The sequence below is a fragment of the Pseudomonas sp. NPDC088444 genome, from assembly GCF_044900175.1.
Lineage (GTDB): Bacteria > Pseudomonadota > Gammaproteobacteria > Pseudomonadales > Pseudomonadaceae > Aquipseudomonas.
Genome location: NZ_JBJDNK010000004.1, coordinates 430,006 through 441,759 on the forward strand (window position 1 = coordinate 430,006; position 11,754 = coordinate 441,759).

At 56.7% G+C, this 11,754-nt stretch carries 10 protein-coding genes; 3 read left to right on the forward strand and 7 right to left on the reverse strand.

The features are described from left to right. Nucleotides 1-42: 42 nt before the first annotated feature. Nucleotides 43-2,163 carry a mechanosensitive ion channel family protein gene (locus ACI2KB_RS11100; protein ID WP_404634373.1) on the reverse strand — a complete coding sequence of 707 codons (2,121 nt, stop codon included), beginning with the start codon at nt 2,161-2,163 and terminating at the stop codon, nt 43-45. A 226-nt stretch (nt 2,164-2,389) separates the two neighbouring features. Here ACI2KB_RS11100 and ACI2KB_RS11105 point away from each other — a divergent pair, with 226 nt between their 5' ends. Both ACI2KB_RS11105 and ACI2KB_RS11110 read left to right on the forward strand, forming a co-directional pair. Continuing rightward, nucleotides 2,390-2,962: a TetR/AcrR family transcriptional regulator gene (locus ACI2KB_RS11105; protein ID WP_404634375.1), complete on the forward strand. Its 573-nt coding sequence runs from the start codon at nt 2,390-2,392 to the stop codon at nt 2,960-2,962. A gap of 61 nt (nt 2,963-3,023) precedes the next feature. Further along, entirely contained in the window at nt 3,024-3,500 is a 477-nt protein-coding gene (locus tag ACI2KB_RS11110) for a DUF1348 family protein (protein ID WP_404634327.1), read from the forward strand. A gap of 514 nt (nt 3,501-4,014) precedes the next feature. Here ACI2KB_RS11110 and ACI2KB_RS11115 read toward each other — a convergent pair. Together ACI2KB_RS11115 and ACI2KB_RS11120 are read right to left on the reverse strand one after the other, a co-directional pair. Further along, entirely contained in the window at nt 4,015-4,536 is a 522-nt protein-coding gene (locus ACI2KB_RS11115; RefSeq protein ID WP_274134910.1) for a single-stranded DNA-binding protein, read from the reverse strand. Nucleotides 4,537-4,545: 9 nt separating this feature from the next. Next, entirely contained in the window at nt 4,546-5,940 is a 1,395-nt protein-coding gene (locus tag ACI2KB_RS11120) for an MFS transporter (RefSeq protein ID WP_404634329.1), read from the reverse strand. Between the two features lie 187 nt (nt 5,941-6,127). Between ACI2KB_RS11120 and uvrA the strand changes: the two genes are divergently transcribed. After that, entirely contained in the window at nt 6,128-8,962 is a 2,835-nt protein-coding gene (uvrA, locus tag ACI2KB_RS11125) for an excinuclease ABC subunit UvrA (protein WP_404634330.1), read from the forward strand. A gap of 75 nt (nt 8,963-9,037) precedes the next feature. Here uvrA and bfr read toward each other — a convergent pair whose 3' ends face one another. The 4 genes from bfr to rpsD form a co-directional block, all read right to left on the reverse strand. Beyond that, a complete protein-coding gene (gene bfr / locus ACI2KB_RS11130; protein ID WP_404634331.1) occupies nt 9,038-9,502 on the reverse strand; it encodes a bacterioferritin in 465 nt (154 codons plus the stop codon). 260 nt (nt 9,503-9,762) lie between these two features. Beyond that, complete coding sequence (gene rplQ, locus ACI2KB_RS11135) at nt 9,763-10,149, reverse strand: 50S ribosomal protein L17 (RefSeq protein ID WP_404634332.1); 387 nt, start codon at nt 10,147-10,149, stop codon at nt 9,763-9,765. Then, nucleotides 10,119-11,135, reverse strand: coding sequence for a DNA-directed RNA polymerase subunit alpha (locus ACI2KB_RS11140; RefSeq protein WP_404634333.1), 1,017 nt, complete (start codon nt 11,133-11,135; stop codon nt 10,119-10,121). Before ACI2KB_RS11140 ends, rplQ begins: the two co-directional genes overlap by 31 nt. Nucleotides 11,136-11,157: 22 nt before the next feature. Further along, nucleotides 11,158-11,754, reverse strand: a 597-nt coding sequence (gene rpsD / locus ACI2KB_RS11145; RefSeq protein WP_404634334.1) for a 30S ribosomal protein S4, incomplete at its 5' end; no start/stop codon positions are given.

Sequence of the window (11,754 nt, forward strand, 5' to 3'; positions counted from 1 at the left end):
GCGCCGTCATCGCGGGCAAGCGCGCTCCTACAAAGGGATTACCTAAACCGGGCTTTCCGAGCCGTCCTTGTTCACCACCGTCGTCTTGCCCGGCAACGAATGCTGCTCGTCCCCCTCCTCCATCTGCGAAAACTGTCCACTGTGCGGACTCATCACCAGTTGTGGATAAGTTTGCGCAAAGCGTACGTCCGTGGACTTATCCACAAGTCGCTTGAGTTTGTCGTTGAACGCACGGCTTACCGCGTACTGACCACCTGACGACGTGCGGAACTGCGCCGTGATGACGATGCCGTTCATGTCCATGCGATCCAGACCGAACACCTCCAGCGGCCCTTGCAGCTTGCTCGCCAGCAGAAAGTCGTCGGTGATGGCCTGCCCGGCTTCGCGAATCAGCGAGGTCGCTGAATCCACATCCGAGTCGTAAGTGAACTGGAACGAGAAGAACGCATAGGCGAACTGGCGCGATTGGTTGGTGACGGCCTTGATCTGGCCGAACGGCACCGAATGCACAAACCCCTTGCCGTCGCGCAGGCGCAACGTGCGGATGGTCAGGCTCTCGACCGTTCCCGCGTGGCCAGAATCCAGCACTACCCAGTCGCCGATGGAAATGGTGTCTTCGATGATGATGAACAGGCCAGTGATCACGTCCTGCACCAGTTGCTGCGAACCGAAACCGATGGCCAGCCCCACCACCCCGGCCCCCGCCAGCAACGGCGCGACGTTGATCCCCAGATTGGCCATCGTCGTGATCGTGCAGATGACCACCAGAATGATTTTGATCGCGTTGCGCAACAGCGGCAGGATGGTTTTCACCCGCGTACTGGGCTGGCGGGATGAGCGGGAATTGGTAGGCGGTTTTAGGGCTTCCTGAATTGCCGTGTCCATCACGACCCAAAGTAGCCAGGTCACCAGGAAGATCAGGCCAATGCTGCTCAACGAATCGCTGATCACCTTGCCGAGCGCGTTGCGCTGGGCGAATTCAAATAACGAAAAGCCCCAGATCCGCCCCAGCAGCTCAATAAATCCTACCGCCAATGCGATACGCAGCACGGCATGCAAAAGGCTCAACAAACGCTCTTTGTAGACCCGGCCTGTGCGCGCCTCAGCAGGTTTGAACATGTGCTGGAACAGCGTGCTGAGAAACACCGTCCCGATCAACAGCACTGTGGTCAGCACGGCACAGCGCAACGCTTCCTGGCTGTCCTCGCCCGCGCCGATCAGGTTGACCGCCGAAACCAGAATCATCAACAGAATGGGCAAATGCCACAGACTGGAAAAAATCTTCAGCGTCTGTTGCAAGGCCGGTTGCGAAAGGCGCGCGTTCAAAGGGCGATTTCGGATCAAGTGCGCCACAGGACGACGCATGCGAATCACCACAATGCAGAACATCACCGAGGCCATCAGCCCGGTGAACGCCGCGACGCTGGTCGTCACGTTGCCGCCGAATTGTCGGGAAATCTGCGGGCTGGTCAACGCGTCGCTCAGGGCCGCAAAAAAACCGACGATGAACAGCGGATGCGGCGCATATTCGCGAATGATCCGAACCGCCGGGCGTTTATGCCCGGAGTTGAACAGCACGATCACCGACATCAGCACCGACGTCGAAAAGATACCGCTGCTGGTGGAATACGCCAGACACAGCGCCAGCGCCCGGCCAATGGACAGCGGCATGAAATGGCTGACGTAGAGCGTCAGCGGCAGGCAGATCAGCGCGGGAACGGTGAAGGGCAAAACGTAGCTCAGCACGCCCTCTACGCGTTCGCGCTTTTTCATCAGCCTGTGCCGTGTGATCCGGTTGGCGATAAAGCGGCCGATTCGGTTCAACAGTAGAAAAGACCCGATCCACACCACCGACAGAATCAGGAAGTCACCCACCATCGCCCAAGGCGAACGAGTGGATGGCTTGTTGACCAGCGCCCCCAACTCATCGGCCGCTCGGTCGGCGCGCAAACGCCAAGAGTCGAGCAGGTGGTCGTCCAGATCCAGCTTGTCCTGCACGCTGTCGATGCTGGAACTGATAGCGCCGAGCAAACCGCCTTTGACCAGAATCTCTGGCTTGGCGGGCTCTCCTGTTGAATCAGAATTGGCAGGTGCGCTTGACTGAGCGGTACTCGCGGCAGGCGCATCGGCTGCCTGAGCGTTAAAGCTGCCGACACCGAGCATCAGATACAGCAGCAAGACGGTTTTGAAATTCGACAAAACGCAGGTCACTCCCTTTCAGTCATGAAGGACGGCGAAATCAAGGCCCAACTGAACTGATCGAAATTTGCCGCGCAAGTTCGGCCCTTTCGGCAGACGTCATAAGCGCGCCCCCTGCACCGAACCCAGAAAAGACGTTTTTTTGAAAAGCGCCTTGACTACGGAGAACGATCGTTCTACCTTAAATCCCATGAACATACCGACAACCGATACACGCGAGAAAATTCTCGCAACCGCCGAGCAACTCATCTATCAGAACGGAATTCATGCCACCGGCATGGACCTTTTGGTGAAGACTTCCGGCGTCGCCCGAAAAAGCATCTACCGTTACTTCGCCACCAAGGATGAAGTGGCCGCCGCCGCGCTTAACGCTCGCGATGTGCGCTGGATGAATTGGTTCAGAACCGAATCCGACAAGGCAGAAACGCCCGAAGCGCGCATTCTCAATATGTTTTCGGTACTCAAAGGCTGGTTCGAATCCGATGGATTTCACGGCTGTGCGTTCATCAACACCGCCGGGGAAGTAGGCGATCCGAATGACCCAATTCGCCTGATCGCCAAGCTGCACAAACAGAAGTTGCTCGACTACACGCAGGGATTGACCGAACAACTGAACATCGAGCAACCGTCGGCGTTGGCCAGACAGTTGCTGATTCTCATGGAAGGCGCGATCACCACCGCCCGCGTCATGGGCGATTACAGTGCCGCCGACAGCGCAAGGGATGTTGCGCAGCTGCTGCTGAAACAGGCCACCTCACCGTAACGGCCTGCGCTTCAAGAACGCTCTACTCACTGCCGTATCCAATTGTCCTGGAGGCCTCGCCATGTCCAACGCTCAGACTCGCCCGCCACTTCCCCCGTTTACCCGTGAATCGGCCATCGAAAAAGTCCGCCTGGCGGAAGATGGCTGGAACAGTCGCGACGCAGAGAAGGTATCGCTGGCCTACACCCTCGATACGAAATGGCGCAACCGCGCCGAGTTCGCCACTAATCGCGAAGAAGCGAAAGACTTCCTGACCCGCAAATGGAAGAAAGAACTCGATTACCGCTTGATCAAAGAATTGTGGGCCTTCACCGACAACCGTATCGCCGTGCGTTATGCCTACGAATGGCACGATGACTCAGGCAACTGGTTCCGCTCCTACGGCAACGAAAACTGGGAATTCAACGAAGACGGCCTGATGCACCGTCGCTTCGCCTGCATCAACGACATGCCGATCAAAGAATCGGAGCGCAAATTTCACTGGCCGCTGGGACGTCGTCCTGATGATCACCCGGGGCTGACGGAGTTGGGGTTGTAATCGTCCCCGTCGCACCTGACCTTGTAACAATCCGGCCTGTCGACGGTGGCTGACTCGAAATCTCCACCGCCGAAAAAAGCCGGACTGTTACAGATCCCATTCAGGTATTCGTTTTTTCAAACACCCTCACTCAATCACTCGTCAGTCTACATCCGCGCACCATAGCCCCCCAGATTCAGCCGCACGTGACTCGACTGACCGGGCTCCTCCAGTCTGAGCCCCCACCGTGCATAGGTCGCTTCCTCGATAGCGCGTAAGCGCTCTACTGGAAACCGGCCAACGCTTGGAAATACAGACAGCCAATCCGCGAAAGCACAGCATTTTCTTCGGGACGGAGAGGAGTAGTTGAAGGCTGCGCCTTGAGGTGTTGGCTGGAAAAATCCAAAAAGCGTACATCGACAAACGCCTGGCGGATGGCGCGGATCGTTTTGCATAAGGCTTCGCCCAAACAAGAAAGCCCTCGACAGCCAGGCTGCCGAGGGCTTAGTTCAACACTTATGACGCCTGGTTCTTATCAGAACGGGATATCGTCATCAAAGCTGTCGAAATCAGGAGCCGGTTGTGGCGCCTGTTGCGGAGCCGGACGCGATTCACGCTGAGGCTGCGGCGCTGGCTGAGGGCGCGACTGTTGTGGGCGAGGTGCGGAATTCTGATAACCGCCACCACCTTGACCTTGTTGAGCGTCACCCTGTGGACGGCCGCCCAGCAATTGCATGGTGCCTTGCATGTCGACGACGATCTCGGTGGTGTAACGCTTGATGCCGTCCTTTTCCCACTCACGCGTCTGCAATTTACCTTCGATGTAGACTTGCGAGCCTTTACGCAGGTATTCGCCAGCGATCTCAGCGACCTTGCCGAACATCGAAACGCGGTGCCACTCGGTCTTCTCGACCTTCTGGCCCGTCTGCTTGTCGGTCCACTGTTCGCTAGTTGCCAGACTCAGATTGGTCACGGCATTACCGTTAGGCAGGTAGCGAACTTCGGGATCCTGGCCGCAAGTACCTACCAATATGACTTTGTTAACCCCACGGGCCATAACGTTCTCCTAGGCTTCACACGTTTCCGACGCTGGATTGACCACTTCGTCGAAAGACGCCCGATCCAACAGTTCTTTGTCAAATTTGATATAGATGGCGCCCTCATCGGCCACCACCACTGCATCTGTGACTCCACGTACGGCCAGCACACGATCGGCCAGGCCAGTGTCGCGTTGAGCCTCGGGCGACAACGGCAGGCGAAGGCTGGTCACGTACGGAGGTTCGCGCATGGTAACAGCAAATGCCAGCCAGATGGCGGCCAGTGCCGCACCGCCGAGGAACACCACATCCAGCCCGCCGTGCTGAAACAGCCAGCCGCCGAGGATGCCACCCGCCGCGGAGCCGAGGAACTGGCTAGTGGAGTAGATCCCCATCGCCGTGCCCTTGCCGCCTGCCGGGGACACCTTGCTGATCAATGAAGGCAACGACGCTTCCAGCAGGTTGAAGGCCGTAAAGAAGACGACCGTACCGATAACGAGTGCCCGAAGCGTATTACCGAACTCCCAGAAAAACAGCTCGGTGAGCATCAACACCAGCACAGCGCCGAGCAGGATACGCTTCATCTGGCGTTTCTTTTCGCCATAAATGATGAACGGAATCATCGCGAAGAAAGAGATCAGCAAAGCAGTCAGATAGACCCACCAATGCTGTTCTTTTGGCAGGCCAGCCTTTTCGACCAGTGCCAGTGGCAACGCAACGAAGCTGGACATGAGCATGGCGTGCAACGCGAAAATGCCCAGATCCAGACGCAACAGGTCTGGATGACGAAGCGTCGCCCCCAACGCCTGCTTTGCCAGGCCGGATTCGCGGTGCTGCAACGTCACGGTGGATTTGGGCACGACGAACGCGATGATCAGGATGCCGATCAGTGCCATGCCACCGGTGGCGAGGAACAGACCGGACAGACCGAACGCGCTGGTCAGGATTGGACCGACAACCATCGCAACGGCGAAAGACACGCCAATGGTCATACCGATCATGGCCATCGCTTTCGTCCGGTGCTGTTCGCGGGTCAGGTCAGACAACAACGCCATCACCGCTGCGGAAATCGCACCAGCGCCTTGCAGAATGCGCCCCGCTATGACACCCCAGATCGAGGTCGACTGCGCGGCCAACACACTGCCCAAAGCGAATATCACCAGCCCAAGGTAAATCACCGGTCGACGGCCGATACGATCGGAAATGATGCCGAACGGAATTTGCAGAACGGCTTGAGTCAGGCCGTATGCGCCAATGGCCAGGCCAATCAGTGCAGGGCTTGCGCCAGCCAGGTCCATGCCGTAGGTGGCCAGAACCGGCAGCACCATGAACATGCCCAGCATACGGAACGCGAACACCAGCGCCAGACCGCCCGCCGCGCGGGTTTCGCTGCCACTCATGCGCTCGCTGTGAGAATCGTGCATGGAAGAACCTCATGTGAACCGGCGGCGATTCTACCAGTCCCATCGATGTACAGCACATACGACGCTTTGCCGCGTATCGCAGGAATTTTCTTTTTCCCCGGTGAGGCATCGTACATCTCAATAGTGTGCATCCATCCAGTATTTGGCCGTATACTCCTGCGTTTTACGCCCGCCGTGCGAGGCCACCTTGGACAAGATCCTGATTCGTGGGGCTCGAACCCACAACCTTAAGAACATTGACCTTACCCTGCCACGCGACAAGCTGATCGTGATTACCGGGCTTTCCGGGTCCGGCAAATCCTCGCTGGCGTTCGACACTCTGTACGCCGAAGGTCAGCGCCGCTATGTCGAATCTCTTTCGGCGTACGCCCGGCAGTTTCTGTCGATGATGGAAAAGCCGGACGTTGACACCATCGAAGGCTTGTCGCCTGCTATCTCCATCGAGCAGAAATCGACATCGCACAACCCGCGCTCGACGGTCGGAACGATCACTGAGATCTATGACTACCTGCGTCTGCTGTATGCCCGCGTGGGTACACCCCGCTGCCCGGATCATGACATCCCGTTGGAGGCTCAGACCGTCAGTCAGATGGTCGATCTGGTGTTGGCCGAACCCGAAGGTCGCAAACTGATGCTGCTGGCGCCCGTGGTGCGCGAACGCAAAGGTGAACATCTGGCCGTGTTTGAGGAACTGCGCGCTCAAGGTTTCGTCCGCGCACGGGTCGACGGCACACTCTGCGAACTGGACGAGCTGCCAAAACTCGATAAACAGAAGAAGCACTCGATCGACGTTGTGGTCGACCGTTTCAAGGTGCGTGGCGATTTGCAGCAGCGTCTGGCCGAGTCCTTCGAAACTGCCCTGAAACTGGCCGATGGCATTGCGCTGGTCGCGCCGATGGACGACGAACCGGGCGAAGAGATGATTTTCTCGGCGCGCTTCGCGTGCCCGATCTGCGGCCACGCGATCAGTGAGTTGGAGCCGAAGCTGTTCTCGTTCAACAACCCGGCAGGTGCCTGCCCGACGTGCGACGGCTTGGGTGTGAAGCAGTTCTTCGATGCCAAACGGCTCGTCAATGCGGATCTGACGCTGGCTGAAGGCGCAATACGTGGCTGGGATCGGCGCAACGTGTACTACTTTCAGATGTTGGGCTCGCTGGCCCAGCATTATGGCTTCAGCCTGGAAGTACCGTTCAAGGAGCTACCAGCCGAGCAGCAGAAAATTCTGCTCAACGGCAGCGGCAATCAGAACGTCGACTTCCGCTACCTGAACGATCGTGGCGATATCGTGAAGCGGGCTCACCCCTTCGAAGGCATCGTGCCGAATCTGGAGCGCCGTTATCGCGAAACCGAGTCAGCGACCGTTCGTGAAGAATTGGCCAAATTCCTCAGCACCCAGCCATGCCCTGATTGCCGCGGCACTCGCCTGCGGCGCGAGGCACGCCACGTGTGGGTCGGCGACAAGACGCTACCCGCCGTAACCAGCCTGCCCATTGGCGATGCCACGGATTATTTCGGTGATCTCAAGCTCACCGGTCGACGCGGTGAGATTGCCGACAAGATTCTCAAGGAAATCCGCGAGCGCTTGCAGTTCCTGGTCAATGTGGGCCTGGATTACCTGACGCTGGATCGCAGCGCGGACACGCTGTCCGGCGGTGAAGCGCAACGCATCCGCCTGGCCAGCCAGATCGGTGCTGGTCTGGTCGGTGTGATGTACATTCTCGACGAACCCTCCATCGGCCTGCACCAGCGCGACAACGACCGACTGCTCGACACCCTTCGTCACCTGCGCGACATCGGCAACACGGTAATCGTGGTCGAGCACGACGAGGATGCAATTCGTCTGGCGGACTACGTGGTCGACATCGGGCCAGGCGCTGGCGTCCATGGGGGCAGCATCGTTGCCGAGGGGACACCGCAGGAAGTCATGGCACATCCAGAGTCACTGACGGGCAAATACCTGTCTGGTCGCGTGAAGATCGAGGTGCCCGCCAACCGCACCCCACGCAATAAGAAACTCTCGCTAAAACTCAAAGGCGCCCGCGGAAACAACTTGCGCAACGTGGATCTGGAAATTCCAATTGGCCTGTTGACGTGCGTTACAGGCGTCTCGGGCTCTGGCAAATCGACACTGATCAACAACACGTTGTTCCCGCTCAGCGCAACGGCACTGAACGGCGCAACGACACTTGAAGCCGCAACTCACGACAGCATCGACGGCCTGCAGCACCTGGACAAAGTCGTTGATATCGACCAAAGCCCAATTGGCCGCACACCCCGCTCGAACCCAGCGACCTATACCGGACTGTTCACGCCTATCCGCGAGCTGTTCTCAGGTGTGCCTGAATCGCGATCTCGGGGTTACGGCCCAGGTCGGTTCTCGTTCAACGTAAAGGGCGGGCGCTGCGAAGCATGCCAAGGCGACGGTCTGATCAAGGTCGAAATGCACTTCCTGCCAGACATTTACGTGCCTTGCGACGTGTGCAAGAGCAAACGCTATAACCGGGAAACTCTGGAGATCAAATACAAAGGCAAGAGCATCCATGAGGTGCTGGAGATGACGATTGAAGAGGCGCGCGCCTTCTTCGATGCAGTACCAGCTTTGGCACGTAAGCTTCAGACACTCATGGATGTAGGGCTTTCCTACATCAAGCTGGGGCAATCGGCGACAACACTGTCAGGCGGCGAGGCTCAACGGGTAAAACTCTCCCGTGAACTCTCGAAACGGGATACTGGCAAGACGCTGTATATTCTCGATGAACCCACCACCGGTTTGCACTTTGCCGATATTCAGCAATTGCTGGACGTGTTGCATCGCTTGCGTGATCACGGCAATACCGTGGTCGTCATCGAGCACAATCTAGACGTGATCAAGACGGCTGACTGGCTGGTAGACCTAGGGCCGGAAGGCGGCTCAAAGGGCGGTCAGATCATCGCCACTGGGACGCCAGAGCAGGTCGCGGAAATGAAACAGTCCTACACTGGGCATTACCTTAAACCGCTGCTGGAGCGTGATCGAGCCTAATGGCGTGATCATGACTTAGATAATAAAAAGCCCCTGCCATAACGGAAATGACAGGGGCTTTTTATTAAGTCGAAATCAGAACTGCGATTGCAGGTAGTTTTCCAGGCCAACGGACTTGATCAGACCCATCTGCTTTTCGAGCCAATAGGTGTGATCTTCCTCGGTGTCGGCCAACTGCAGGCGCAGAATGTCGCGACTGATGTAATCCTTGTGCTGCTCGCAAAGCGCGATGCCTTTACAGAGCGCTGCGCGAACCTTGTATTCAAGGCGAAGATCACTGGCAAGCATCTCGGGAACCGTTGTGCCCACATCCAGATCGTCCGGACGCATACGGGGCGTGCCCTCAAGCATCAGAATCCGGCGCATCAGTGCATCGGCGTGCTGCGCCTCTTCTTCCATCTCGTGGTTGATACGCTCATACAGTTTGCTGAAACCCCAATCTTCATACATCCGAGAGTGGATGAAATATTGGTCGCGCGCAGCCAGCTCGCCGGTCAGCAGCGTGTTGAGGTAATCGATGACGTCCGGGTGGCCTTGCATCGCCGTGAATCTCCTTCGTGAAAGACAATAGTTTGAACCAACATCTGCTTGAGGTCATCTTCTCAGAGGCAGAAAAACGAAGAAAAACCGCTATTTTCTGACATCTTATATCGAAAATGCTGCTAAATGAGGAGAGTTCTGTTTATCACTCGCGATCAGCGCAATGTTCACGTAGTTCAATTGATAACGTGTTGTATTCAGCAAAATGCCAAAAACAAAAAACCGGGCACTAGGCCCGGTTTTTTGTAAAGACTGACGTCTTATTCAGCAGCTTCTACCGAGCCACCGACTGGACGATCAACCAGTTCGACGTACGCCATTGGCGCGTTGTCGCCAGCGCGGAAACCGCACTTCAGGATACGCAGGTAGCCACCTTCACGGGTTGCATAACGCTTGCCCAGATCGTTGAACAGCTTACCAACGGCTTCTTTCGAACGAGTACGGTCGAAAGCCAGACGGCGGTTAGCAACGCTGTCGTTTTTAGCCAGAGTGATCAGCGGCTCGGCGACGCGGCGCAGTTCTTTGGCTTTCGGCAGAGTAGTTTTGATCAGCTCGTGCTCGAACAGCGACACCGCCATGTTTTGGAACATGGCCTTACGGTGAGAGCTGGTACGGCTCAGGTGACGTCCACTTTTACGATGACGCATGGTTCATTCTTAAGACTTGCAGGCGGCCAGTTGTCGAGGCGCATGCCGAGGGAGAGACCACGAGAAGCCAGAACGTCCTTGATTTCAGTCAAGGATTTCTTGCCCAGGTTCGGAGTCTTCAACAGTTCCACTTCAGTGCGCTGAATCAGATCACCGATGTAGTAAATGTTCTCCGCCTTAAGGCAGTTGGCCGAACGTACGGTCAGTTCCAAATCGTCAACCGGACGAAGCAGGATTGGATCAATCTCGTCTTCCTGCTCGACCACCACAGGTTCGCTATCACCTTTGAGGTCGACGAACGCAGCCAACTGCTGTTGCAGGATGGTTGCAGCGCGGCGGATAGCCTCTTCAGGATCCAGAGTACCGTTGGTTTCCAGATCGATAACCAGTTTGTCCAGGTTGGTACGCTGTTCGACACGGGCGTTTTCCACCACGTAGGCGATACGGCGAACCGGGCTGAACGAAGAATCCAGCTGCAAGCGACCAATGCTGCGGCTTTCATCTTCATCGCTTTGACGCGAGTCTGCTGGTTCATAACCGCGACCACGAGCTACAACGAGCTTCATGTTCAGGGCGCCATTCGACGCCAGGTTAGCGATTACGTGATCGGGGTTAACGATCTCGACATCATGATCCAGCTGAATATCGGCAGCGGTAACCACCCCCGAACCCTTCTTCGACAAGGTCAGCGTAACTTCGTCTCGACCGTGCAGTTTGATAGCCAGGCCTTTCAGGTTCAACAGGATTTCAATGACGTCTTCCTGTACACCTTCGATTGCACTGTACTCATGGAGTACACCGTCAATCTCGGCCTCGACTACTGCACAGCCAGGCATGGAGGACAACAGGATGCGGCGCAGCGCGTTGCCCAGGGTATGGCCAAAACCACGCTCGAGAGGCTCGAGAGTGATCTTGGCGCGGGTTGGACTGACTACCTGCACATCAATGTGACGAGGTGTCAGAAACTCATTTACCGAAATCTGCATGGATGCACCTATTTTCTAGCCCTTACTTGGAGTAGAGCTCGACAATCAGGCTTTCGTTGATGTCGGCGGACAGATCACTGCGAGCTGGAACGCTTTTGAACACGCCAGATTTTTTCTCAGTGTCTACTTCTACCCATTCTACGCGGCCACGTTGGGCACACAGATCGAGTGCCTGGACAATACGCAGTTGGTTCTTCGCTTTTTCGCGAATAGCAACGACGTCACCAGCACGAACCTGGTAAGACGGAACGTTAACGGTTTTGCCGTTCACGCTAACCGACTTGTGCGATACCAGCTGGCGCGATTCGGCACGAGTCGAACCAAAGCCCATGCGGTATACAACGTTGTCCAGACGGCATTCGAGCAATTGCAGCAGGTTCTCACCAGTAGCGCCTTTCTTGCTGGCAGCTTGCTTGTAGTAACCGCTGAACTGACGCTCAAGAACACCATAAATACGACGGACCTTTTGCTTTTCACGCAATTGAGTACCGTAGTCGGACTGGCGGCCGCGGCGCTGACCGTGGATACCAGGTGCTGCTTCAATGTTGCACTTCGATTCGATAGCGCGCACGCCGCTCTTCAGGAAGAGATCGGTGCCTTCGCGACGAGCGAGTTTCCC

What these genes read in the sequence shown, in the direction of transcription:
- ACI2KB_RS11100 (WP_404634373.1), bottom strand. Translation starts at nt 2,163, where the DNA reads ATGCTCGGTGTCGGCAGCTTTAACGCTCAGGCAGCCGATGCGCCTGCC.
- ACI2KB_RS11105 (WP_404634375.1), top strand. Translation starts at nt 2,390, where the DNA reads ATGAACATACCGACAACCGATACACGCGAGAAAATTCTCGCAACCGCC.
- ACI2KB_RS11110 (WP_404634327.1), top strand. Translation starts at nt 3,024, where the DNA reads ATGTCCAACGCTCAGACTCGCCCGCCACTTCCCCCGTTTACCCGTGAA.
- ACI2KB_RS11115 (WP_274134910.1), bottom strand. Translation starts at nt 4,536, where the DNA reads ATGGCCCGTGGGGTTAACAAAGTCATATTGGTAGGTACTTGCGGCCAG.
- ACI2KB_RS11120 (WP_404634329.1), bottom strand. Translation starts at nt 5,940, where the DNA reads ATGCACGATTCTCACAGCGAGCGCATGAGTGGCAGCGAAACCCGCGCG.
- bfr (WP_404634331.1), bottom strand. Translation starts at nt 9,502, where the DNA reads ATGCAAGGCCACCCGGACGTCATCGATTACCTCAACACGCTGCTGACC.
- rplQ (WP_404634332.1), bottom strand. Translation starts at nt 10,149, where the DNA reads ATGCGTCATCGTAAAAGTGGACGTCACCTGAGCCGTACCAGCTCTCAC.
- ACI2KB_RS11140 (WP_404634333.1), bottom strand. Translation starts at nt 11,135, where the DNA reads ATGCAGATTTCGGTAAATGAGTTTCTGACACCTCGTCACATTGATGTG.